Below are 24,419 nucleotides of genomic sequence, written 5' to 3'. Positions count from 1 at the left end.
GAATACCTTTCAGTGCTTGAACAAAATCAATAAGTGGAACGGCCACCGGACAGGTCAAAGACCGCGCCAGTGGAGAAGGAACATTCTTCGGTGCTCAACCAAGTCACCATGGCGGCGACTTCTTCGGGCTCGCCAAAGCGGGCCATCGGAATCTTGGAGAGCATGAATTGGATGTGCTCGGGCGTCATTTGATCAAAAATCGCCGTCTTCACAGCCGCCGGAGTGACACAGTTCACGCGCACCCCCGTGTCGGCCAGCTCTTTGCCCAGTGATTTGGTGAGGCCAATGACGGCCGCCTTGCTCGCACTGTAAGCGCTGGCATTGGGGTTACCGTCCTTGCCCGCCACCGAGGCGATGTTGACGATGCGGCCGTAGTTGCGGGCTTTCATGTGGGCGCTGAGTTCACGGCAGCAATGGAACAGGCCGTGCACGTTCACATCAAACACCTGCTTCCACGCGTCCACCGGGTAGTCCCACACTTTGACATTGGGCCCCGTGATGCCCGCGCTGTTGACCAGCACGTCCACACCGGCCAAGGCCGTAGTTTGCGCGGTGGCATTCACCACCGAGGCGTGGTCGGTCACATCGACTTGCACGGTGTTGAGCACGGCACCCAACTGACCTTGGCGCAGTTGCTCAGCGGCTTTGGCCATGCCAGCTGCATCGCGGTCCCAAATGGTGACGCGTGCGCCCGAGGCCAGCATGCGCTGCGCAATGGCAAAGCCCAGACCGGTCGCCCCCCCGGTGATGACCGCGTGGCGGCCTTTCATGTCGAGCAAGTTCATGTGTGTCTTTCTGAAAAATCAAATGGTCATACCACCGTCGACCATGTAGGCATTGCCTGTGGCGAAGATGGATTCGTCGGAAGCGAGGAAAGTGACGATGGGGGCGATCTCGTGCGCCTGCGCCAGTCGCCCCATGGGTTGGCGGTTGATGAAATCCTGACGCGCTTGCACCGGATCGGCGTAGCTGTTGATGCGGTCTTGCAGCGAAGGCGTGTCCACGGTGCCGGGGCAAATGCAGTTGCAGCGGATGCCCTGGCGCACATAGTCGGCCGCCACGCTCTTGGTCAGGCCAATCACGGCTGCTTTGCTGGCGCCATAAACGAAGCGGTTGGGCAAACCACGGACACTGGAGCAGACGCTGGCCATGTTGATGATGCTGCCGCCATGGCCGTCTTTCTGAAACTGCGCCACCATTTTGGGGATAGCCGCCTGAATCATCCAGAACTGCGAACGCACGTTCAGGTTGAAGGCAAATTCCCAGTCCTCGTCAGTGGCCAACTCGATGTTGCCGTTGTGCACAAAGCCTGCGCAGTTGAAGAGGATGTCAATGCGGTCCATGCTCGCCACCTGAGCGGTGATGGCTTTTTTGTCGAGCACATTCAACACCGCCGTGTGCACGTTGGCCACCCCTTGGTAGGCCTTGAGCAGATCGGGATTCACATCGGTGGCGTACACCGTGGCGCCCTCGGCAGCCATGGCCAAAGCGGCGGCCTGGCCAATGCCTTGCCCAGCGGCAGTGATCAGTGCGATTTTTCCTTTGAGTCTCATGGTGCTTGGATCTCCAGATGGGTGGTTTGTCGTGCTGTGATGGCGGTCCAGTCCCAGGCGATGCCCAGACCGGGTGAGTCGGGTGGCAAGGCAAAGCCGCCTTGCACCTGCATGCGCGAGGTGGTGATGTCGTCCAGCTGCGGGATGTATTCGACCCAGGTCGCGTTGGGCACAGCCGCGCACAGGCTCACATGCAACTCCATCAAGAAGTGCGGGCACACCGCCACGTCAAACGCCTCGGCCAGGTGCGCAGTTTTGATCCAGGGCGTGATGCCGCCGATGCGTGCCACATCGGGCTGCACGATGGAGCAAGCGCCTTGCTCCAGATATTCACGGAACTGCATCGGGTGGTACATCGACTCACCGACTGCCACAGGAATGGGGGTGTGTTCTCGCAACTGCCGATGCCCCGAAACGTCTTCGGCAGGCAAGGGCTCTTCCATCCACGCCAGCCCCAGACCATCGAAGGCCCGCGCACGGCGCACGGCCTCGGCACGGTTGAAGCCCTGGTTCGCATCGGTCATCAACTCAAAGCCTGGTCCCACAGCGTCGCGCACCGCACTCAGGCGAGCGACATCCTCGCTCACATGCGAGCGGCCGATCTTGATCTTGGCGCCCTTGAAGCCTTGGGCCTGCGCCTGGAGCGTCTGGTCCACCAGCGCCTCGGGCGACAAATGCAACCAACCGCCTTCGGTGGTGTAAAGCGGCACCCGCGCTTGCGCACCGCCCAGCAACTGCCAAAGCGGCAGACCCTGGCTTTGCGCACGCCAATCCCACAAAGCTGTGTCCACACAGGCCAGCGCCAGGCTGGTCATCGCCCCCACGGCGGTGGCATGGGTGTGAAAAAACAAATCCTTCCAGATCGCCTCAACCATGACGGGGTTGCGGCCGATCAGGCGCGGAACCAAATGGTCCTTGAGCAAAGCAATGACCGACGATCCCCCTGTGCCAATCGTGTAGGCATAACCCGTGGCCGAGATGCCGTCGCTGCAGTGCAGCGTGAGCAAGAGGGTCTCTTGCGTCACGAAGGACTGGATGGCGTCGGTGCGCAACACCTTGGGCGGCAGGTTGACTTGCCGAAGGCTCACGCGGTCAATGGTGACAAGGGGCATCTGGGACAGCTTGAGAAGGGGTGTTGATCAGTTGAAGGGCGACAGGTCAGTCCTGCGGCAGAGGCCTCAATGGACGCCAGCATGCGACAGACGCGGCCCGTCACAGGTCGTTTCTGCGACACGCCCCATGCGGGTTTGTGCGGAGTTGCAATGGCTTTTGAACATGTGATGATTCTGCAACTGGTCTGACCACTTGTCCAATTCACGTTATCCCTGATTCGCGCCATGCCCCTTCAAACCGTTGAACCCCAACGCCTTTACCGACAGATTGCCGAGCAACTGCGGCAACTGATGGCTTCGGGCGAGTTTGCGCTGGGTTCACGCCTACCCGCCGAGCGCGATCTGGCGGTGCAACTCGGTGTGAGCCGTCCCTCGGTGCGCGAGGCCCTGATTGCACTGGAGGTGGAAGGCATGATCGAGGTGCGCACGGGCTCCGGCATCTATGTGCGGCAACACTCGACCGCCAAACCGATCGCGGCCCCGGCCGAACTGGACGACAACACCCCTGCCAACTGGGGGCCGCTGGAAGTCATGAGCGCCCGCATTCTGGTGGAGGCCGAAGTGGCCGCACTGGCTGCGACCCATGCCAAAAAAGCCGACCTCAAAGCCATCAAAAACGGGCTGCAGCAAATGAAGCTCGAAGCCGCGCGGGATGAAGTTCCACGTCAGGGCGATGAAGCCTTTCACAAAGCCATTGCCCAAGCCTGCGGCAACAGCGTGCTACTGGACACGGTACAGCGCTACTGGATGGCCCGCAACGGCCCCTTGTTTGAGCGGCTGGGGGATTATTTTGAACACCCCGCCTCATGGCAAACCGCCATTGCAGAACACCAGGAAGTGATGCACGCTATCGAAGCGCGAGACAGCAGTGCAGCCCGCAAAGCCATGCAAAAACACCTGAAGCTAGCCCACAAAAGATACAGCGCGAGCTGGCGCCGCGCACCCGCCCGCTAGGGTGATTTTCTGTTCCCGCGTCAGCAACTTTTTCCAAACCCAACGAGGAGACAACGATGAGCAAACGATTCGCACTGAAGACCCTGGCCGCATTGGGCGTGATGGCCATGGGCACCTTGCTGATGAGCGCAGGTGCCCAAGCCCAGCAAAAACTCAAGTGGGCCCATGCCTACGAAACCTCCGAGCCGTACCACACCGACTCGGTCTGGGCTGCTGAAGAAATCAAAAAGCGCAGCAATGGCAAGTTCGACATCCAGGTCTTCCCCGCTTCCACTTTGGGCAAAGAAACCGATATCAACCAAGGCCTGACTTTGGGCACGGTGGACATCATCATCAGCGGCCCATCATTCGCGGCTCGCACGTATCCTCGCTTTGGCATTGCGTATTACCCCTTCATCTTCCGCGATGGCGACCACCTGATTGCCTATTCCAAGAGCCCCGTGTTCCAGGAAATGGTCAACGAATTCCGCGCCAAGACCGGCATCCAGGTCACGGCCTACACCTATTACGGTGCGCGCCACACCACGGCACAAAAGCCCATCCCCAACTGCGCGGCCATGAAAGGCTTGAAGATCCGCGTGCCCGACGTGCCAGCCTACCGCGCCACGCCTGAAGCCTGCGGTGCCAACCCCACGCCCATTGCTTTTGCCGAGGTGTACCTGGCCCTGCAAAACGGCACCGTGGAAGCCCAAGAAAACCCTTTGACCACCATCGAAGCCAAAAAGTTCTTTGAGGTGCAAAAGGCCATCATGCTCACCGGCCACATCGTGGACGGCCTGACCACCCAAGTGGCGCCACACCTTTGGAACAAGCTCAGCGACGCTGAGAAGAAAATGTTCACCGAGGTGATGCAAGAAGCGGCTGTGCGCTCGACCGCGCAAATCAAAAAGCGTGAAGCCGAACTGGTGGCCGAGTTCAAGAAAAAAGGCCTGCAAATTGTCGAGGTGGACCGCAAGAGCTTTGTGGATGCGGTCATGAAAAACAAGCCACTGGAGTCCCTGGGCTTCACACGGGCTGACTACGACAAGATCCAGGCCGCCAAATAAGCGAGTCCTGCGCGCCATGGTCGGTCTCGGCCATGGCGCACTGCCTTCTTGAGCCAACCACCCAGCACCCGCACGTCACAAGCTAAACCCAGGGGGTTATCGCCCTGTGTGACCCGCGCACATCCTTTGTCTTTTTCAGAGCCCACCCCATGAGCACCCAATCCCACCTGCCCGATCTGGACGCGATGCCCAAAGTCATGGGCGACGACGGCCAGTTTCACGCCACCGATGACGAGGTCGATTTGTCCGGCACGCCGATCGAAGCCTGGGTGGCCCTCGCCTTTTTCTGGGCGCTGGGCATCACCGTGTTTTACCAATTCGTGACCCGCTACGTCCTCAACGACTCGGCCTCGTGGACCGAAGAAATCGCCCGCTATTTGCTGATCGCGGTGGTCTTCACGGGTGCCACGATTGGCGTGGCCAAGAACAACCACATCCAGGTGGACTTTTTCTTCCGCTTCATGCCCCGTTGGTTGTCCCGCACGATGGCCACCCTGGTCGATGTGATGCGTGTGGCCTTTTTTGCCGCTGCCACTTTCCTCACGGGCCAAATGATGGAAAAGCTCGGCAGCTACAAGATGACCATCATCGATTTGCCCATGAACCTGGTGTATGGCGTGGTGATGGCCGGCTTTGCCGCCATGTGCCTGCGAGCCATCTGGGTGGCGCGTGTGCACTGGCAGCGCGGCTACACCGTGTTGGAACGCCCAGAGACCGACATCACCGACCGCTGAACAAGCCCTTGCCCCCTTGAAAGTTATTCCATGCTGAAAATCATTTTTCTGTTCCTCATGAGTGGCGGCATCCCGGTGGCCATCGCCATGGCCGGGGCTTCGCTGATTTACCTGCTGTTTGCACAAAGCTCACCACCCTTTGTGGTGATCCACCGCATGGTCTCGGGCATCGACAGCTTTCCGCTGCTGGCCGTGCCATTTTTCATCCTGGCCGGCAACCTGATGAACAACGCGGGCATCACCAACCGCATTTACAACTACGCACTGGCCCTGGTGGGCTGGCTCAAGGGCGGCCTGGGTCATGTCAACGTGGTGGGCTCGGTCGTTTTCGCAGGCATGAGCGGCACCGCCATTGCCGATGCGGCAGGCTTGGGCACCATCGAGATCAAGGCCATGAAAGACCATGGCTACAGCACCGAGTTTGCAGTGGGCGTCACCGCGGCTTCGGCCACGCTCGGCCCCATCATTCCACCCAGCCTGCCCTTTGTGATCTACGGCATGATGGCCAACGTGTCGGTGGGCGCCTTGTTCCTCGCAGGCATCCTGCCCGGCATCCTGATGGGACTGCTCATGATGCTGACGGTGGCCTACTTCGCACACAAAAATGGCTGGGGTGCCGATGTGAAATTCGAGTGGCCCAAAGTCATCAAGGCCCTGGCCGAAACCGCAGTGGTCATCGGCTGGCCGCTGGCCATCTGGTGGCTGGTCACCGTCATGGGTACGCCACCCCAACTCACCGTCTTTGCAGCCTTGTTTGTGCTGTTTGCCGCTGATAAATTTTTCAGCTTTCAAGCCGTGTTGCCCATCATGACCCCAGTGTTGCTGATCGGCGGCATGACCACGGGCGTGTTCACACCGACCGAGGGCGCGATTGCCGCTTGCGTCTGGGCCATTGCGCTGGGTTTTTTCTGGTACCGCACGCTCAACTTCAAGATGTTCGTGAAGATCTGCCTGGACACGGTCGAGACCACCGCCACGGTGCTGTTCATCGTGGCTGCAGCCAGCATTTTTGGCTGGATGCTCACCGCCACAGGTGTGACCACCGCCATCTCCAGCTGGGTGCTGGGCTTCACACAAGAGCCTTGGGTCTTCTTGCTGCTGGCCAACTTGTTGATGCTGTTTGTCGGCTGCTTCCTGGAGCCCACCGCCGCCATCACCATCTTGGTGCCGATCCTCGTGCCGATTTGCCAGCAACTGGGCATTGACCTGGTGCACTTCGGTCTGGTCATGGTGCTCAACCTGATGATCGGTCTGCTGCATCCCCCCATGGGCATGGTGCTCTTTGTGCTCGCCCGTGTGGCCAGACTCAGCGTCGAGCGCACCACCATGGCCATCCTGCCCTGGCTGTTCCCGCTGCTGGGCAGCCTGATCGTGATCACTTATGTGCCCAGCCTGGTGCTGTGGTTGCCTAAACAGTTTTATTAACCTCGCGGAACAGATCTTCGGCTCCGTCCCCAACCGATTCAAACCATGTCCAATCTCTTCATCCGTTTGCACCCTGCCGATGACGTGGTCATCGCGCGCAGCCAACTCATGAGCGGTAGCGCCGTCGAAGGCGTGCCCGTGCGCGGCCTGATCCCCCCAGGCCACAAGGTGGCCACCCGGGCCATCGCCGTGGGCGAGCCGGTGCGTCGCTACAACCAGATCATTGGCTTTGCGCACCAGCACATCGCGCCGGGCGAGCATGTGCACACACACAACCTGAACATGGGCCCGGAAAAAGGCAACTTCGAGCGCGACTACGCCATCGGCCAAGACGTGAAACCCGAGCCCTCCCGTAAACAGGCCACCTTCATGGGCTACAAACGCTCGGATGGTCGTGTGGCCACGCGCAACTACATCGGCGTGCTCTCCAGCGTGAACTGCTCGGCCACCGCCGCACGCGCCATTGCCGACCATTTCTCCAAACGCAACAACCCGGCTGCACTCGCCAAGTTTCCGAATGTGGACGGCGTGGTCGCCTTGACGCACGGCACGGGCTGCGGCATGGACACCGAGGGCTTGGGCATCCAGCTGCTCGAACGCACACTGGCCGGCTATGCCACCCACGCCAACTTCTGGGGCGTGGTCGTCGTCGGTCTGGGCTGCGAAGCCAACCAACTCAACACCTGGCTGGCGCACAGCAGCCTGCGCGAGGGCGACACGCTCAAGGTCTTCAACATCCAGGACACAGGCGGCACACGCCTGACGGTGGAAAAAGGCATCCAGCTGATTGAAGAGATGCTGCCCCGCGCCAACGCCATCAGCCGCGAGCCTTGCAGCGCCGAGCACATCACCGTGGGCCTGCAGTGCGGCGGCTCGGACGGCTATTCGGGCATCAGCGCCAACCCTGCGCTGGGCGTGGCGGTCGACCTGCTGGTGCAGCATGGCGGCACCGCCATCCTGAGCGAAACGCCCGAGATTTACGGCGCAGAGCACTTGCTCACGCGCCGTGCGGTCAAGCCCGAGGTGGCGCACAAACTGATCGAGCGCATCAAATGGTGGGAAAACTACACCGCCATCAACGGCGGCGAGATGAACAACAACCCCTCGCCCGGCAACAAGGCGGGCGGCCTGACCACCATCCTCGAAAAATCCCTCGGCGCCGTGGCCAAGGGCGGCACCAGCAACCTGCAGGCGGTCTACGAATACGCTGAGCCGGTCACCGCCAAAGGCTTTGTCTACATGGACACCCCCGGCTACGACCCGGTGAGTGCCACGGGCCAGGTCGCGGGCGGGGCGAACCTGATCTGCTTCACCACCGGGCGTGGCAGTGCCTACGGCTGCGCACCCTCGCCCAGCCTCAAGTTTTCGACCAACACCGCGCTGTGGAAAAAACAGGAAGAGGACATGGACCTGAACTGCGGTGAGATCGTGGACGGCGGGGTGAGCATCGCCGAAATGGGGCAACGCATCTTCGAGATGATGTTGGCTGCCGCCTCAGGCGAGCCCACCAAGAGCGAGCGCCACGGCTACGGCCAAAACGAATTTGTGCCTTGGCAAGTGGGCGCGGTGATGTGAGCCACCCCCTTGTCATCCTTGACTCCCATTTCTCATCCCGAACTCGATCCGGGATCCATGTGGACTAACAACATGACCCCTGCCAAAGATGGACCCCGGGTCAAGCCCGGGGTGACAAGAATCAAACAATGACCGATAAGGACCATCATGAGTCAACGCATCCAAGCCGCAGCGCTGCGCACCAAAGTCGCCCACATCATTGAGCAAGCGGGCAGTGCCCCGGCTGAGGCCGCGCAGGTGGCCGACAACCTGGTCATGGCCAACCTGAGCGGGCACGACTCGCACGGCGTGGGCATGGTGCCACGCTATGTGGATGCGGTGCTCGAAGGCGGCCTGAGCCCCAACACGGGCGTGAAGGTGCTGCTCGACACCGGTCCATTGCTCAACCTGGACGGCCAGCGCGGCTACGGCCAGATCACCGGTGTGCAAGCCATGCACATGGGCATTGAACGCGCCAAACAGCACGGCGTGTGCACCGTGGCGCTCAGCCGCTCGCACCACCTGGGTCGCATCGGCCACTTTGCCGAAATGGCCGTGGCGCAAGGTCTGGTGTCGGTGCATTTTGTCAACGTGCTTTCGCGCCCCGTGGTCGCGCCCTTTGGTGGTGGCGACGGGCGCTTTGGCACCAACCCCTGCTGCATTGGCGTGCCCATGGGCAACCGTGCCCCCTTTGTGCTGGACTTTGCCACCAGCCGCGTGGCCCAAGGCAAGATGCGGGTGGCGCACAACAAGGGGGAACAGGTGCCACCGGGTTACCTGATCGACGAAAACGGCCACCCCACCACCAACCCCGGCGTGGTGGTGGTGCCGCAGTCCAACGGCTTGTTTGGCGCACTCATGACCTTTGGCGACCACAAAGGCTTTGGCATGGCCGTGGCCTGCGAATTGTTGGGCGGCGCACTCACAGGCAGCGGCACCTGGCACCGCGAAGCCGACCACCAACGCGCCGTGCTCAACGGCATGCTGACCCTGTTGATCGACCCGGTTCGTCTGGGGACACAAAGCATGTTTGAACAAGAAGCGCTGGCCTTTGCCGACTGGCTGCACCAGAGCCCCGATGCGCCGGGCAGTGACGGCGTCAAGATGGCGGGTGAACCTGAACGCACCGCCCGCACCGAGCGCGAAAAATCCGGCATCTGGATCGACGACACCACCTGGGCCGAGATCGAAGCATCCGAGAAAAAACTCCAAACGTCACCCCGGACTTGACCCAACAACTGTCACCCTGGACCCCATGAATGTCACCCCGGACTTGATCCGGGGTCCATGCCTTCCGCAATCATGGATGCCGGATCAAGTCCGGCATGACAACCCAAATTCATCCGCCCCACCACCACGCATCGCTTTCAAGCCCCAATCACCCACTCGTTTGACCCCATGAAACTGTCCGCCTCCACGCTCATGGCCCTGCCCGCCTCTGTTCAAACCCCGGCGTACAAGCGCAAAGCCCATGCCCCGGGCGTGGTGCATCTGGGCCTGGGTGCTTTTCACCGCGCCCACCAGGCCATGGTGTTTGACCGGTTGCTGACCGCTGGCGACACACGCTGGGGCATCCACGGCGTGGGCATGACGCGGCCTGATCTGGTGGACCAGTTGCGTGCACAAGACGGCCTGTACGCCGTGCGCGTGGCCGATGGTCAGGGCGTGACATGGCAAGTGCCCGGCGCGCTGTGGCGCATGAGCGTAGCCACCACCGAGCGCGATGCCGTGGTGCAGGCCATCGCGGCGCCCACCACACGCTGGGTCACCCTCACCGTCACCGAAAAAGGCTACACCCCGGCCTTGGGTCAGCTGTTGCTGGACGGTTTGCGCCTGCGCCAGCAGGCAGGCTTGCCCGGCATCACCATTGCCTCGTGCGACAACCTGCAAGGCAATGGCCACAAGCTGCAGGCGCTGGTCAAAACCGCTGCCACAACACACGACGGTGAACTGCTGCGCTGGCTCGATGCGCAATGCGCTTTTCCGTGCAGCATGGTCGACCGCATCGTTCCGGCCGCCACGGCCGAAGTGCTGGCCGCTGCACAAGAGGCGCTGGGCGTGCCAGACCAATGCGCTCTGAGCACCGAAGGTTTTTGGGAATGGGTGATCGAAAACCGCTTCGCTGATCCGGCAGACGCTGCCTTGCTGCAATCTGCGGGCGTGCGCGTGACGAACGATGTGCACAGCTACGAAGAAGCCAAGCTGCGCATGCTCAATGGCAGCCATACGGCCATGGCACTCATGGGTGCGGTCACGGGCAGGCCTTACATTGCCAGCTGTATCGGTGTGCCCCACATCCGTACCTTCGTTCACCAGCTGATGAGTCGCGAAGTCGCGCCACACCTGAGTCGCACAGATTGGGCCGAGTACCGCGACGCACTGATCGCACGTTTTGGCAACCCGTATCTGAAGCACAGCGTGCACCAGATCGCCACCGACAGCTCGCAAAAAATCCCGCAGCGCTGGCCACCCTCGGTGCTGGGGCAGATCGCCCAAGGTGCTTCGTTTGAGCACCATGCGCTGGCTGCAGCCGTGTTGGTGCGCTACACCCTGGGCGTGGACGAAAACGGTCAGGCCTATGCCCTGAACGACCCGCAAGCGGACAGCTTGATGGCCCTGGGCGCCGCACAACGCACCGAGCCCGAAGCCTGCGTACGCGCTTTGCTGGCCCGCGAAGACCTGTGGGGCACAAGCCTGCCACGCAACACCGCATGGATCGCCCGCGTCACGCATTGGCACCAGCAAGTCATACAACACGGCGTGGACGCTGCGGTCCAACAACTGAGCGAGGCCTGAGCCATGAAAATCACCGCCGCTCGCGTCATCGTCTGCAGCCCAGGGCGCAACTTCGTCACCCTCAAAATCGAAACCGATCAAGGCGTCACTGGCATCGGCGACGCCACACTTAACGGGCGCGAGCTGGCCGTGGTCAGCTACCTCGAAGACCATGTCATCCCCTGCCTGATCGGGCGCGACCCGCAGCAGATCGAAGACATCTGGCAATACCTCTACAAAGGCGCCTACTGGCGGCGCGGCCCGGTGACCATGAGCGCGATTGCCGCCGTGGACACAGCACTGTGGGACATCAAGGCCAAGATGGCCAACATGCCGCTGTACCAATTGCTAGGCGGACGCAGCCGTACCGGGGTGATGGTCTACGGCCACGCCAATGGCCGCGACACGGCCGAGACGGTCGATGAAGTCTTGCGCCACAAAGAAGAAGGCTACTTGGCCATCCGCGCCCAAAGCGGCGTACCGGGCCTGCACAAGGTCTATGGGGTCAGTGGCGCTAACCGCATGTACGAACCCGCCGACGGCAACCTGCCCAGCGAACACGACTGGAGCACCGAAAAGTATTTACGCCACACGCCCGGCCTGTTCGAAGCCGTGCGCGAGGCTGTGGGCCCCGACATCCATTTGCTGCACGACGTGCACCACCGCCTGACGCCCATTGAGGCAGGCCAGCTGGGCAAGGCGCTGGAGCCGGTGCGCATGTTCTGGATGGAAGACCCAACCCCGGCTGAAAACCAGGAGGCGTTTCAGTGGATACGCCACCACACCACCACCCCGATTGCCGTGGGCGAGATTTTCAACAGCATCTGGGACTGCAAGACGTTGATCGAAAAACAGCTGATCGACTACATCCGCACCACCGTGGTCCACGCGGGCGGCATCACGCACTTGCGGCGCATCGCCGACCTGGCGAGCCTGTATCAGGTGCGCACCGGCTGCCACGGCGCCACCGACCTGTCACCCGTTTGCATGGGCGCGGCCTTGCACTTTGACACCTGGGTGCCCAACTTTGGCGTGCAGGAGTACATGCCGCACAGCGAGGAAATGCTCTCGGTCTTCCCGCACGACTGGCGCTTCGAGCGCGGCATGATGTATTGCGGCGAATCCCCCGGCCACGGCGTGGACATCGACGAGCAGCTGGCTGCCAAGTACCCTTACCAAAGGGCTTATTTGCCGGTGAATCGGCTGCAGCACGATGGGACGCTCTGGAATTGGTGAGAGCGTTGACCTTAGGAGACTGCTTTGCAGCGGGAGCGGCCGATCAGGCCGAGGGCAACAAGGTCAGCAACCCGCTAAAAGCAGAAATCCATATTTGTTAACGTTGAATATCGTTTGAAATCAGTTCAAACCGCACCGACGTTTTAGTGAATATTGTCCTCGGCTTCAAGGCCCTTGTGATGTCAGTCTCGGCGCGCAGCTTTGTACAAAGGCAAGACAGTCGGCAGCAATTCTTCGATTTGCTGCACGCGGCTTGCCTCCGTGGGATGACTGCTTAAGAATGTGGGAGGACTGCCTCCACTGTTGGCTTTGAGCATTTTCTGCCACAGCGTGACCCCTGCGCGCGGATCATAACCAGCCCGCGCTGAGAGTTCTAGACCCATTTGATCGGCTTCATTCTCATCGGTGCGGCTGAAGCGGGTTGCAATCAGAGACTGGTACAAGACGCCTGCAATGTCGGCAGAGCCTTGGCCAAAACCGAACAGTGCAGCGCCCAGCCCTATGGCAGATTGTGCGGCCAAGGCCTGTGAGACCTGTTCGCGCGAGTGCTCCCTCAATGCATGCGAAATTTCATGACCCATCACCACGGCTATTTCTTCATCGGTCAGATCAAGCTGCCGGATAAGACCTGAGTAAAAAATGATTTTTCCGCCCGGCATACAGAATGCATTGATTTCACTGCTGTTGATCATGTTGACTTCCCATTTCCAATCAGGTGCGTCGGGACGAAAAATTTTGGTTTGCGGTTCAATTCTCTGGGCAATGGCACGAAGGCGCCGAAGAGTGGAAGCATCGGTGTTGAGGGAGCCCTTTGCAGCAGCTTCGGAAATCAGCTTGCTGTAACTTTGCGCCGCCACCTCTTCGAGCTGCTGTGAGGAAACTAAAAGGAGCTGTTTACGGTCCGTGCCAACCGCTCCACCACTGGTGGTGGTTGCACATCCACCAAGTGTCAGCGCCGCAAGCAATAGCAAAAGGGGCGCAAGGCGTCGAAAGTTATTCATGATGTTCCTGTTGTGGTGGATACGTGGCACCGCTCCTGTTCAACCAAGATCGGTCATGGTGGTCACGTATGCTTGTGCGCAAACATCTTTGAGTGGCTCAGGCCTTTTTCGCCCAAGACGTGCACCAGCCCTTGGCCGCCACATTCTTGCCAGCAAACAGAGGGCATCCACCGGCGACATCGCCTGCCTGGCCTTGGTACAAGGCGCAGTTGCTGCAAGCACTGCCAGACACGTAGTTTTTGAATTTCACCTGGTCCGCCTGGGTGGCGTCGTCCACATAACCCAATGTCACGGCTTGGGCGTCGCCTTTTTCGACCATTGGAAGATTCATGGTCGTCGTTGATGGTGCTGGTGCGGCCGCAGGTGCCGGACTGGGATTGGGCGTGGTCGCCATCGGCGCAGTCTGTGGTTCGACTTTGGGCGAGCAAGCGGCCAATAGTGCAAGACAGGCAAAGGGCGTGGTTTCGATAAAGCGTCTGCGTGTTGGCGTTTGCATTTGGGGGTTCCTTGTCTGGAGTGGTTTGTCGTTAGGGTGCCAAGGTGCAATGGCTCGCCAACGGACTAACGCGTTAGCGTAGAACGATTCACGAAGACATATTGCATGTGGCAATGGCTCCGTGTCGGTGCGATGGTGCACAAAGCTCACCGAAGTCACAGACGGCAGCGAAGGCGGCAATCCAAGCCTTCTATGGCACCTCACTGTCGATACCGACAATCGAGCAATCTGCTCCACTTCGAGCCGGGTCTAGCTGAGGCCACAATTCTTTGGCCAGCGTCTGTTGTGCCCAGTCAGATATATAGCCCTTAGCCGGCTGATTTCTCAAACACAGCCCCATAAAACCTTGACGCGAATCCGCGACAATTGAGGCTCTAACGACGAACACCATGCACACCAAGAATTTCTCTCTCCTCTCTGTCGCCCTGGCCATTGCCGTGGGTGCCCTGGTCCCTGGCTCTGGCGCTTTCGCCGCCAAACACAACAAAACCAAAGCCACGGCTTCCAAGCCTGCCGCCTCCAAAAAAGTGGCAGCGGCCGCCAATGCGCTGCCCCCGCTGGCAGCACAGGTCGCGTTGGCGGCCAACCCGCCTGCACTGCCCGCCAAGGCCTGGCTGCTGATGGACTTTGACTCCGGCGAGGTTCTCGCCTCGGCCAACGCCGACGAGCCGCTGCCGCCCGCATCGCTGACCAAAATGATGACCAGCTACATCGTCGAGCAGGCGCTGCGCTCGGGCAAGCTCAAGCCCACCGACCTGGTCACCGTGAGCGAAAACGCCTGGTGTCGCGGCACCAGCGCCGAATCGTGCATGTACCTGCCACTGAACAGCCAAGCCACGGTGATCGACATCTTGCGCGGCATCATCATCCAGTCAGGCAATGACGCGTCGAAAGCGATTGCCGAGCACATGGCCGGCTCCGAGGCGGGCTTTGCCAAATTGATGAACGCCGAAGCCCAGCGTCTGGGCATGACGCACACGACCTTCGTGAACCCCACAGGCTTGCCCGACCCCACGCACAAATCGTCTGCGCGTGACCTCGCGATCTTGGCGCGCGCCATCATCCGCGACGGTGCCGAGTACTACCCGCTCTACGCCGAGCGCGAATTCAAATACAACGGCATCAAGCAAGGCAACCGCAACGCCCTGCTCTACACCGACCCCACGGTGGACGGCCTCAAAACCGGCCACACCCAAGAGGCGGGCTTCTGCCTGGTGACTTCGGCCAAGCGCAACGACATGCGGCTGATCTCGGTCATCCTCAATACCCACAGCGCCCAGGCGCGGGCGGACCAATCGCGCACCCTGCTGGGCTGGGGCTTTGGCAGCTTCGAGAAGGTCTCGCCGATTGCAGCCAACGCGGCGGTTGGCACAGCCAAGGTGAGCTTCGGCAAGGCCGACACCGTGGCCGCTGGCCTGGGCGCGCCGTGGACGCTGACCGTGCCGCGTGGCACTCAAGTGCAGACCGCCGTGCAACTCAACCCCAGTCTGGAAGCACCCGTGGCCAAGGCTGCGGTGATCGGCAAGGTGGTGGCCACCGCCAATGGCAAGCCGGTGGGCGAAGCCCCGCTGGTGGCACAAGCCGATGTGGAGCGCTCGGGTCTGCTGCTGCGCGGCTGGCAACACCTGCTCCAGTTGATCGGGAAATAAGATGTCAAGGGGTGCAGAGCCGGGCGCTCTGCACAACCCAAGCACCCGTTTAAAGCATCCGCGCCAAAGCCGCCGACAGATGCTCAGATGGCAACCGCTTGAAGCCGGAGCGGGCAAAACGCTGCAAGCGGCCTTGCATGAAGGCCACCAACAAGGAGGCTGCCACTTGTGCGTCAGCAGTGGGGGTGGCCGAATCGTTGGCTTTGAGGGATTGACGCAGCTGCGCCTCCACCTTGTCAAACAGCAAATTGATGCGCTCTTGCAGGCGCTCGTGCTCCAGCACCAGCGCGTCGCCAATCATCACGCGGCTCATGCCCGGATTCTTCTCGGCAAACTGCAAGAGCAAGGCCACAATGCGGCTCGCTTGTTGGGGGCCTGCGGGCTCACGATCCGTGACTTGTCGGATCAGGCCAATCACCGATTGATCAACAAAATCAATCAAGCCTTCAAACATCTGCGCCTTGCTGGCAAAGTGGCGGTACAAAGCCGCTTCGCTCACGCCAATCCTGGCAGCCAGACTGGCCGTGGTGACCCGCTCGGCACCCGGTTGCTCCAGCATGGCGGCCAGGGTTTGCAGAATCTGCAAGCGCCGCTCGCCCGGACGTGGACGCTTGCGTGCAGGCGCAGTTTCGTCGTCTGAAAAACGCTCGCTGACTGTTTCTGTGTCTGACATGTCTCCCCCTACCTCTTTGTGATTCGTCTGCGCATGCAGCAACGCAAAGACTTCAGCGGCTGCGGATCATGGTGCCGAAGGCTTGCTCGGACAGCACCTCCAGCAGCATCGCGTGGGGCACGCGGCCATCGATGATGTGCACGGCGTTCACACCGCTCTTGGCGGCATCCAGAGCGCCCGCGATCTTTGGGATCATGCCCCCGCTGATGGTGCCGTCGGCGCACAGCTCGTCGATGCGGCTAGGGGTCAACTCGGTCAGCAGCTGGCCTTGCTTATCCAGCACGCCACGGATGTTGGTGAGCATGAGCAGCTTTTCGGCCTGCAGCACGGTGGCCAGCTTGGCGGCCACCACGTCGGCATTGATGTTGTAGCTTTCGTTGTGCTCGCCAAAGCCGATGGGGCTGACCACTGGGATGAAGGCATCGTCTTGCAGGCATGTCAAGATCGACGGATCGATGCTTTCGATCTCACCAACCTGGCCCACGTCGTGTTCTTTGCTCGGGTCCTGGCTGTCCACCAGGCGCAGTTTTTTTGCGCGGATCAGGCCGCCATCACGCCCCGTCAAACCCACGGCCTTGCCGCCTGCGCGGTTGATCATGCCCACAATGTCTTGCTGCACTTCACCGCCCAGCACCCACTCGACCACTTCCATGGTTTCAGCGTCGGTCACGCGCATGCCTTGAATGAACTCACCGGTTTTGCCCAGGCGCTTCAAAGCGGTTTCGATCTGCGGGCCACCGCCGTGCACCACCACCGGGTTCATACCCACCAGCTTGAGCAGCACCACGTCTTCGGCAAAGGCCTGCTGCAAGGCCGGGTCGGTCATGGCGTTGCCGCCGTATTTGATGACCAAGGTCTTGCCGTGGAACTTGCGGATGTAGGGCATGGCCTGCGCCAGGATCTGGGCCTGGTCATGCGGGGCAACGGTGGGGGCAGCGGTGTTGTCGGTCATGGTGCGTGGCAAAGTTTCAAAAAGGGGGTTCAAAAGTCCAAAGGATTGTGCCGCAAGCCCGTGGCGGTTCAGAGGATTTCGGACAGCATGCGGTCGACGCCCAGCTGCCACGGCGGCAGCACCAGCCCAAAGGCTTCTTGCAACTTACGGGTATCCAGTCGCGAGTTCAATGGGCGCTGCGCAGGCGTTGGGAAGGCGGTGGTGGGCACGGGGGCGATCTCGCTCACTTTCAGCACCTGCTCCGGCTGAATGTGACGGGCTTGTGCAATCACATGGCTGGCGTAGCCGTGCCATGTGGTCTCGCCTGCAGCCACCAGGTGGTAGATGCCGCCCAGCCCTGGCTTTTGCCGGGCGCTGCGGATGGCATGCGCCGTCACGTCGGCGATGAGATCGGCACCTGTCGGGGCGCCGTGCTGGTCGTTGATGACAGTCAGGCGTTCGCGCTCTGCAGCAAGTCGCAGCATGGTCTTGGCAAAGTTGCCGCCCCGCGCCGCATACACCCAGCTGGTGCGAAAAATCAGGTGTTTGCAACCACTGGCGACGATGGCCTGCTCACCTTCGAGTTTGGTCTGCCCGTACACACTGAGCGGCCCCGTGGCATCGCCTTCTCGCCATGGCTGGTCGCCTAGACCATTGAACACGTAGTCGGTCGAGTAATGCACCAGCCACGCACCGATCTCGGCGGCGGCCTGCGCCAGCGCGGCCGGTGCGGTGGCATTCAGGCAACGGGCCAACTCAGGTTCCGACTCGGCCTTGTCCACTGCGGTGTGGGCGGCGGCATTGACGATCACGTCGGGACGCCAGTCCCGCACCGTTTTCGCCAAACGCTCGGGCTGGCTCAGGTCACCACAAAACTCGGTGCTGTGCCGATCCAGCGCCAACACCTGGCCCAAGGGTGCCAAGCTGCGCTGCAGCTCCCAACCGACTTGACCGTTTTTGCCGAGCAACAGGATTTTCATGAGCCGTTGTATTGTTGTTGCAGCCACTCGCGGTAAGCGCCGCTTTGCACATGCGCCACCCACTCAGGGTTGGCCAGATACCACTCGACGGTTTTACGGATGCCGGTTTCAAAAGTCTCGGCGGGCTTCCAGCCCAGTTCGGCCTCGAGCTTGCGGGCATCAATGGCATAGCGGCGGTCATGGCCCGGGCGGTCGGTGACATAGGTGATCTGGCTGGCATAACTGGAGCCATCGGCTTTGGGGCGCATTTCGTCGAGCAGTTTGCAAACGGTCTGCACGATCTCGATGTTGGGCTTTTCATTCCAGCCGCCCACGTTGTAGGTCTCACCCAAGCGCCCGGCTTCGAGCACTCGGCGAATCGCACTGCAATGGTCTTTGACGTAGAGCCAATCGCGAATCTGCATGCCGTCGCCATACACCGGCAAGGGCTTGCCCGCCAACGCATTGACGATCATCAGCGGGATGAGTTTTTCGGGGAAATGGTAGGGCCCGTAGTTGTTGGAGCAGTTGGTGGTGAGCACCGGCAGGCCATAGGTGTGGTGCCAAGCGCGAACCAGATGGTCGGAGGCCGCTTTGCTGGCGCTGTAAGGGCTGTTGGGCTCGTAGCGGTGGGTTTCGGCAAAGGCCGGATCACCTTTGGCCAAGGAACCGTACACCTCGTCTGTGGAAACATGGAGGAAACGAAACCCTTGTTGGGTCACCGTGGACCGCCGCGCTTCGCTCGCAGTAACGTTTGAACCGTCATCGCGAGGGACGAAGCGATCCATGTCTTCGCGGGGCAGCTGCAACCAATAACCGCGCACCGCCTCCAGCAGCCTGAAGGTGCCCACAATGTTGGTTTCGATGAATTCACCCGGGCCGTGGATCGAACGGTCCACATGGCTTTCGGCGGCAAAATTGATGACGGCACGGGGCTGGTGTTCGGCCAGCAAACGGCTCACCAACGCGCTGTCGCCAATGTCGCCCTGCACCAGCTGGTGGCGCGCATCGCCTTGCAGTCTGGCCAGCGTCTCGGGGTTGCCGGCATAAGTGAGCTTATCGAGGTTGATGATGGGCTCATCGCTGGCAGCCAGCCAGTCGAGCACGAAATTGGCACCAATGAAGCCGGCACCGCCAGTGACGAGAAGGGTCATGAGAAGGATCGGGACTGGGGCCACGGGGCGCGGCACCTCTGTTGCTGGATTTTAGAAGCATTGGCCGCACGCACAGGTTAAAGTGGCATCTTGTTCAGGAAGTTCAACATGGCCTCATCAGACAACTCCAAACGCAACAAAACCAGCCCAAATTCTCAGCCCGACAACCCAGCCCTGCCCGCGCAGCAAGTGTGGCTGGCAGGTTTGGGGGCGATGGCCAAAGCCCAGGAGCAAGGCAGCAAAGCCATTGAGGCTTTAGTCAACGATGGCTTGGCCTTCCAGCGCAAAAGCCAGGCCGAGGCGCAGCAACGCTTGCAGGAGGCCACCGAACGCCTGAGCCACATGGCCAGTGACTTTGGTCAGCAAACCTCAGGCCGCGTCGACAAGCTGGAACACTTGTTTGAGGACCGCGTCGCCAAAGCCCTGCACCGCTTGGGCATGCCCACCTTGCTGGACATCCAGATGCTGAACGATCGGGTGGCGCAACTGGAAGCGCAGCTGGCTGCCCTGTCCGTATCCACCACGAAAAAAACGCCTGCGGCACCTGCCAAAGCCAAGACTGTGGTCTCCCGCAAAACAGCGAAGACCTTGCCCCAAACAGCGCGCACCGCCAAGCCGACCAAAAAATCCACCTGATCGACTCACGCCGCCTTCAGACATGGCCAAAAAAGCCCCCCGCCGAACAGCCGAGCGCATTGCCGAAGTGACGCTGGAGCTGTTCAACCGGTTCGGTGAGCCCAACGTCTCGACCACGCTGATCTCTGCCGAGTTGGGCATCAGTCCGGGCAATCTGTACTACCACTTCGCGTCCAAAGACGCCTTGGTCAATCGGCTCTTTGACCAGTACGAAACCGCCATGCTGGGGCTGCTGGACGCTGCCCCCGATGTGCGGGACATCGAGGACACCTGGTTTTTCCTGCACTCGCTGTTTGAGCAGGTGTGGAGCCACCGCTTTTTGTACCGCGACCTGAACAACCTGCTCTCGGGCAATCGGCACCTGGAAACACATTTTCACGCGGTGCTGGAGCGCCAAACCCACGCGTTCAGGTTGATGCTGGAGTCGTTGTCCGCAGCGGGTCTGATGCGCATCGGCCCCGACAGCATTGAAACCCTGTCGGCCAGCATGTCGGTCATGGTGACCTACTGGCTCAGCTACGAATATGTGCGCAACCCCCGGCAAGCCCTGGAGCCGGCCAGTGCGGGCCTGGCTCTGACACGGGGTGCCCAGCATGTGCTGGCTTTGCTGACACCCTACATGGCCAGCCAAGCTTTGCAAGACCATCTGCAAAGCTTGACGGCCGCCTACAGCGCCAACGCACGCTGACACCCATCTGGCTTGCGCACCACCACCGGCAAGCGGCCGGGACCTTCAGTTGAAACGCTGAGCGGCCAGTGCCAGCAGACCATCAAAGATCAAGTTGTCCACCAACTCGAACTGGACCGACATGCTGGGTGCCATTTTCCAGCCGGCGCCGCCGGTCATGATGCACATCGGCTCTTGTCCAGTGTGCTCACGCAGGTGCTGAACCATACGCTCACAAGCCCCCGCAATTGCGTAGGTGCCTCCGCTGGTCAAAGCGTCGCTCGTGTTGGTCGGGAAAGGGGTGACTTCTCCGGTGGGGACATGCAAGCCCGCCGTGCCTGACTCGAGCGCACGCAGCATGATGCCGTGGCCCGGCAAAATCAGGCCGCCCAAAAACCGGCCCTCGGCATCGATGGCCTCGACCGTCACGGCCGTGCCCACCATCACCACCACCAAGGGGCGCGAGGGACCAGCGGCCAGCATGCGGTGACGCGCCCCGACCATGGCGACCCAACGGTCCGAGCCCAATCGAGAAGGGTGGTCGTAGCCATTGGTCAGACCGGCCTCTTGGGCACTGGGCACCACCCACTGGGGGGTGAAATCCCAAATTTCCATTTGCTCTTGGACGCGGCGCTTGATCGCGTCCCCGGCCACCACACAGCCCAGCATCTGGTCAGGCTTGGGCAGTTGTGCCCAGGCCCCTTCTGACAAGCGGTCGATGTTTTCCAGAAATTCGGCGCCATGCGCCAGCAGTTGGCCCTGGGGGCTCGGTTGGTCGTACAGCGCCCATTTCAGGCGCGTATTGCCCACATCGATGGCTAAAAATGTCATGCGGGGATGATAATGAGTTTCGGGGTCCGCAAACGCTCATCGGCATGCGTCATTCGGTGCAGATTCAAATACGGGGGCGCACCACCGGCTGTACCGATTCATAAGCCCGCGCGGTGCGCAGCACCAGTGCGTCGCCAAACATGGGCCCCACGATCTGCACACCCATGGGCAGACCCGCCCGGGTCACGCCACAGGGCACGGTGATGGCCGGTTGCTGGGTCAGGTTGAAGGGGTAGCTGAATGGCGTCCAGCCCAACATGCTGTGCGGGTCCATGGGGACCGTCCCCGCAGGCCGCGCCTCAAAAGCCGGAATCGACACCGAAGGCGTCACCAGCAGGTCGTAGCGCTGCATGAACTGGCGCATGTGCGAGCCCAACACGCCTCTGCGCTGGTGCAGTTGCTGCACCTGTTGTGCACCGAGCTGCGCACCCAGTTGCGCCTCGGCGCAGAAATCCGGGTCGGCCAGGGCCTGCTGCGCTGCCGTGAGGCCGCACCAGACGGTGTAGGCCCCGAGGAACCACAGGCCGGTGGTAATTTCAAGCGGGTCGTCAAAACCCGGGTCCACCTGCTCCACGTGAGCCCCCAGGTCCTGGAGCTTTGTCACGGCCTGATCCACGGCCGCGGCAATCTCGGGGTGGACGTTATTGGCGTAACCGAGCGTCGGCGAATATGCGATGCGCAGGCCGCGAATGCCGTCTTCCAGCCCCACGGTGTAGTCGGTCGCCTCGGGTGGCAGCGAAGTCCAGTCTCGGGCGTCGGGCTTTTTGAGCACGTTCATCATCATGGCGGCATCGCGCACGCTCAGGGTGTGCGGACCCAGATGCGCCACCGAACCAAAAGGCGACAGCGGGTAAGCCGGGACGCGGCCAAAGCTGGGTTTCAAACCCACGTTGCCGCAAAACGCGGCCGGAATGCGCACGCTGCCCGCGCCGTCGGTGCCCACCGCCAAAGGCCCCAGGCCTGCAGCCACAGCCGCCGCCGCACCGCCTGATGAGCCGCCGGGTGTGTGGTTCAAATTCCAGGGGTTGCGGGTGATGCCCGTGGCGGGCGAGTTGGTTTCGCCCTTGCAACCAAACTCGGGCGTGGTGGTCTTGCCCAGCAGCACCGCACCTGCTTCACGCAGGCGTGCGGTGGCCGGCGCGTCCACCTCCCAAGGCTGCTGGGGGTCGATGGTGCGGCTGCCGCGCAGCGTGGGCCAGCCTTTTGTGAGGATCAGGTCCTTGATGCTGGTGGGCACCCCGTCGAGTTCACCCACCGGTGCGCCTGTGCTGCGGTGCGCTTGCCAGCGCGCTTCACTGGCACGGGCGCTGGCCAATGCGCTTTTGGCATCGACCAGACAAAAGGCGTTGATCTGCGGGTTGAGGCGGTCCATGCGCGAGAGCACCGCCTGTGTGGCCTCCACCGGGCTGGCCTGCCCACTGCGGTACAAAGCTATCAACTCATGCGCGGTGCATTGGGTCAGGTCGGTGGTGCTCATGCAAGTCTCCAATCGTTGAGAGTCAGGTCACACCCAGCCCATCGAGGCCGAGTTTCAGGGTCTGGTGCGGGTTTGGGGGCTGAGCTTTTTCCAGGGTAAATCGCCCGGGTCGGCGGCCATGGGGCCCGCTGCCTTGGCCACCAGCACCCGGCTGGCGATGGGCGTGAAATCGGCGCGGAAATGGTTAGAGCTTTTGACCACCAGCAGCTTCATTTGCTCGGGCTGAATGCCCACAGCACGGAACAGTTCGCGGTCGAGCATCTGCATCTTGCCGCTGGCCACGGCCACCAGCACGCCGTCGATTTCAAGGCAGGCGCTGGGACCGATATGGGCTTTCATGCCGGTCATCATCGGGCCTTTGAGCTCGCACTCATCCCCGCCCAATGCACGCACCACAAAGCGCCCTTGCACAGGCGGGTCACTGGGCACACCTGTGAAGGTGGGCACGGCCTTGCCCAGGGCCAACTCCAGCACCGCCCCCACGCCAGCGGCGTGCGCCTGATGCGCCGCGGACGGGTCGTACAGCATGCCCAGCGCCACTTGCCCAGGCCAGCGTTGACCGGCCCCCTGCTGCAGCAAGGCGTGCAGCATACCCGTGGTGTTGCTGTCGCCGCCTGCGCCCGGGTTGTCTTGCGTGTCGGCCATGACCACGGGCGGGCCCGAGACCTCGGCAGTGGCCAAAGCTTGCGCCACCGCTTCGCGGGCGGGCAAGACATCGGGCCGCCACTGGCCAGGTTCGGCCACGTGCTCAAACAAACGCTGCACCGCAGCTTCCGCCTGCGGTCCGTGGCCCCACACCACAGGGCCGCATTCGTCAAAATCAGAGGCCGGAAAGCCCATGCAAAAACTGAGCATGCAGCCGGTCTGCGACTCCAGCGCGATCATTTCGTCGTAGAGGTCTTTGGCCGGGGACATCCAGGTGCTTTGTGCGTTGAGCGGAATCAAAAAGGGCAAACGCCGCGCTTGCATGGGCCGCTTGGCGCCTGCGCGCAGGTGTTCACGCAGCAGCATGGCGGCCCGCTCACCGGTCTCGGCCATGTCGATGTGCGGGTAAGTGCGGTAAGCCACCAGGCCGTCAGCCAGACGCAGCATGCGTTCGGTCACATTGGCGTGCAGGTCCAGGCTGCCCACAATGGGCACGCGGGACCCCACCACGGCACGGATGCGGGCGATCAGCTCGCCCTCGCTGTCGTCGGCGTTTTCAGCCACAGCGGCACCGTGCAAATCGAGGTAAACGCCATCGAGGCCCTGCGCCATGGCTGCCCGCACATCTTCGACAATGGCGCCGCAGATGCGCTCAAAAGCGTCGCGTGTGACATAGGACGAGGGCGTGGCGCCGGCCCAGGCCGACGGCACGATCTGCCAGCCTTCGCGCCGGGCCGCGTCGATGAACCCACCCGCCGGGATGTTCACGCCGGTCATGGCATCGACCATGGCCTGTCCGCGCACAAAAGCCGGAAAGGCCTCACCAGTCTGAAAAGCGACCCAATCGGCCAGGCTGGGGGCAAAGGTATTGGTTTCGTGCTGGTAGCCAGCGATCAGGATGCGGGTCATGC

At 61.6% G+C, this 24,419-nt stretch carries 23 protein-coding genes; 11 read left to right on the top strand and 12 right to left on the bottom strand.

Annotated features, from left to right (window positions below; translation table 11 throughout):
* Positions 1–26: 26 nt before the first annotated feature.
* The 3 genes from ACHEXL_RS01015 to ACHEXL_RS01005 are packed head-to-tail and all read right to left on the bottom strand — an operon-like array spanning position 27 to position 2,665.
* Complete coding sequence (locus tag ACHEXL_RS01015; protein WP_416560215.1) at positions 27–785, bottom strand: SDR family NAD(P)-dependent oxidoreductase; 759 nt, start codon at positions 783–785, stop codon at positions 27–29.
* 18 nt (positions 786–803) lie between these two features.
* On the bottom strand, positions 804–1,553 hold the full coding sequence (locus tag ACHEXL_RS01010; RefSeq protein WP_416560214.1) for an SDR family oxidoreductase: 750 nt from the start codon (positions 1,551–1,553) through the stop codon (positions 804–806).
* On the bottom strand, positions 1,550–2,665 hold the full coding sequence (locus ACHEXL_RS01005; protein WP_416560213.1) for a mandelate racemase/muconate lactonizing enzyme family protein: 1,116 nt from the start codon (positions 2,663–2,665) through the stop codon (positions 1,550–1,552). The genes ACHEXL_RS01010 and ACHEXL_RS01005 overlap by 4 nt, the downstream gene beginning before the upstream one ends.
* Before the next feature lie 225 nt (positions 2,666–2,890).
* Here ACHEXL_RS01005 and ACHEXL_RS01000 point away from each other — a divergent pair, with 225 nt between their 5' ends.
* The 8 genes from ACHEXL_RS01000 (at position 2,891) to manD (ending at position 12,389) form a co-directional block, all read left to right on the top strand.
* Complete coding sequence (locus tag ACHEXL_RS01000) at positions 2,891–3,619, top strand: FadR/GntR family transcriptional regulator (protein ID WP_416560212.1); 729 nt, start codon at positions 2,891–2,893, stop codon at positions 3,617–3,619.
* A 56-nt stretch (positions 3,620–3,675) separates the two neighbouring features.
* Positions 3,676–4,665 carry a sialic acid TRAP transporter substrate-binding protein SiaP gene (locus ACHEXL_RS00995; protein ID WP_416560211.1) on the top strand — a complete coding sequence of 330 codons (990 nt, stop codon included), beginning with the start codon at positions 3,676–3,678 and terminating at the stop codon, positions 4,663–4,665.
* Positions 4,666–4,814: 149 nt separating this feature from the next.
* Entirely contained in the window at positions 4,815–5,399 is a 585-nt protein-coding gene (locus ACHEXL_RS00990; protein ID WP_416560210.1) for a TRAP transporter small permease, read from the top strand.
* Positions 5,400–5,429: 30 nt separating this feature from the next.
* Positions 5,430–6,824 carry a TRAP transporter large permease gene (locus ACHEXL_RS00985; RefSeq protein ID WP_416560209.1) on the top strand — a complete coding sequence of 465 codons (1,395 nt, stop codon included), beginning with the start codon at positions 5,430–5,432 and terminating at the stop codon, positions 6,822–6,824.
* A 45-nt stretch (positions 6,825–6,869) separates the two neighbouring features.
* Entirely contained in the window at positions 6,870–8,399 is a 1,530-nt protein-coding gene (locus tag ACHEXL_RS00980) for a UxaA family hydrolase (RefSeq protein WP_416560208.1), read from the top strand.
* Positions 8,400–8,546: 147 nt separating this feature from the next.
* Complete coding sequence (locus tag ACHEXL_RS00975; protein WP_416560207.1) at positions 8,547–9,608, top strand: malate/lactate/ureidoglycolate dehydrogenase; 1,062 nt, start codon at positions 8,547–8,549, stop codon at positions 9,606–9,608.
* Positions 9,609–9,776: 168 nt separating this feature from the next.
* Positions 9,777–11,174 carry a mannitol dehydrogenase family protein gene (locus ACHEXL_RS00970; RefSeq protein ID WP_416560206.1) on the top strand — a complete coding sequence of 466 codons (1,398 nt, stop codon included), beginning with the start codon at positions 9,777–9,779 and terminating at the stop codon, positions 11,172–11,174.
* Between the two features lie 3 nt (positions 11,175–11,177).
* A complete protein-coding gene (manD, locus tag ACHEXL_RS00965; RefSeq protein ID WP_416560205.1) occupies positions 11,178–12,389 on the top strand; it encodes a D-mannonate dehydratase ManD in 1,212 nt (403 codons plus the stop codon).
* A gap of 182 nt (positions 12,390–12,571) precedes the next feature.
* On the opposite strand, the gene ACHEXL_RS00960 is transcribed toward manD, so the two are convergent.
* The gene (locus ACHEXL_RS00960; protein WP_416560204.1) at positions 12,572–13,390 is read right to left on the bottom strand and encodes a M48 family metallopeptidase; all 819 of its coding nucleotides are present in this window, start codon (positions 13,388–13,390) and stop codon (positions 12,572–12,574) included.
* 97 nt (positions 13,391–13,487) lie between these two features.
* Positions 13,488–13,721, bottom strand: a complete 234-nt coding sequence (locus ACHEXL_RS00955) for a high-potential iron-sulfur protein (protein WP_416560203.1) — start codon at positions 13,719–13,721, stop codon at positions 13,488–13,490.
* A 554-nt stretch (positions 13,722–14,275) separates the two neighbouring features.
* On the opposite strand from ACHEXL_RS00955, the gene ACHEXL_RS00950 reads away from it, so the two are divergent.
* Complete coding sequence (locus ACHEXL_RS00950; RefSeq protein WP_416560202.1) at positions 14,276–15,535, top strand: D-alanyl-D-alanine carboxypeptidase family protein; 1,260 nt, start codon at positions 14,276–14,278, stop codon at positions 15,533–15,535.
* 49 nt (positions 15,536–15,584) lie between these two features.
* Here ACHEXL_RS00950 and slmA read toward each other — a convergent pair whose 3' ends face one another.
* From slmA to rfbB, 4 genes are all read right to left on the bottom strand, one after another.
* Positions 15,585–16,208, bottom strand: coding sequence for a nucleoid occlusion factor SlmA (gene slmA, locus ACHEXL_RS00945; RefSeq protein WP_416560201.1), 624 nt, complete (start codon positions 16,206–16,208; stop codon positions 15,585–15,587).
* 52 nt (positions 16,209–16,260) lie between these two features.
* Positions 16,261–17,160 carry an acetylglutamate kinase gene (argB, locus tag ACHEXL_RS00940; protein WP_416560200.1) on the bottom strand — a complete coding sequence of 300 codons (900 nt, stop codon included), beginning with the start codon at positions 17,158–17,160 and terminating at the stop codon, positions 16,261–16,263.
* A 68-nt stretch (positions 17,161–17,228) separates the two neighbouring features.
* Positions 17,229–18,119 carry a dTDP-4-dehydrorhamnose reductase gene (rfbD, locus tag ACHEXL_RS00935; protein ID WP_416560199.1) on the bottom strand — a complete coding sequence of 297 codons (891 nt, stop codon included), beginning with the start codon at positions 18,117–18,119 and terminating at the stop codon, positions 17,229–17,231.
* Positions 18,116–19,252, bottom strand: a complete 1,137-nt coding sequence (gene rfbB, locus ACHEXL_RS00930; protein WP_416560198.1) for a dTDP-glucose 4,6-dehydratase — start codon at positions 19,250–19,252, stop codon at positions 18,116–18,118. The genes rfbD and rfbB overlap by 4 nt, the downstream gene beginning before the upstream one ends.
* Before the next feature lie 108 nt (positions 19,253–19,360).
* Between rfbB and ACHEXL_RS00925 the strand changes: the two genes are divergently transcribed.
* Positions 19,361–19,888, top strand: a complete 528-nt coding sequence (locus tag ACHEXL_RS00925; protein ID WP_416560197.1) for a phasin family protein — start codon at positions 19,361–19,363, stop codon at positions 19,886–19,888.
* Positions 19,889–19,910: 22 nt separating this feature from the next.
* Positions 19,911–20,576 (top strand): TetR/AcrR family transcriptional regulator, encoded by a 666-nt coding sequence (locus ACHEXL_RS00920; RefSeq protein ID WP_416560196.1) that lies wholly within the window; start codon positions 19,911–19,913, stop codon positions 20,574–20,576.
* 45 nt (positions 20,577–20,621) lie between these two features.
* On the opposite strand, the gene ACHEXL_RS00915 is transcribed toward ACHEXL_RS00920, so the two are convergent.
* The 3 genes from ACHEXL_RS00915 to ACHEXL_RS00905 form a co-directional block, all read right to left on the bottom strand.
* On the bottom strand, positions 20,622–21,386 hold the full coding sequence (locus ACHEXL_RS00915; RefSeq protein ID WP_416560195.1) for a type III pantothenate kinase: 765 nt from the start codon (positions 21,384–21,386) through the stop codon (positions 20,622–20,624).
* A gap of 64 nt (positions 21,387–21,450) precedes the next feature.
* Positions 21,451–22,863, bottom strand: a complete 1,413-nt coding sequence (locus tag ACHEXL_RS00910) for an amidase (protein ID WP_416560194.1) — start codon at positions 22,861–22,863, stop codon at positions 21,451–21,453.
* A gap of 54 nt (positions 22,864–22,917) precedes the next feature.
* Positions 22,918–24,417: a M81 family metallopeptidase gene (locus ACHEXL_RS00905; RefSeq protein WP_416560193.1), complete on the bottom strand. Its 1,500-nt coding sequence runs from the start codon at positions 24,415–24,417 to the stop codon at positions 22,918–22,920.
* Positions 24,418–24,419 lie beyond the last annotated feature (2 nt).

This window comes from Limnohabitans sp. YIMB22184 (assembly GCF_048020265.1).
In the GTDB taxonomy this organism is placed as follows: Bacteria; Pseudomonadota; Gammaproteobacteria; order Burkholderiales; family Burkholderiaceae_C; genus Limnohabitans_A.
Note: the sequence above shows the minus strand (reverse complement) of the source record. Positions and strands in the feature narration are given on the sequence as shown.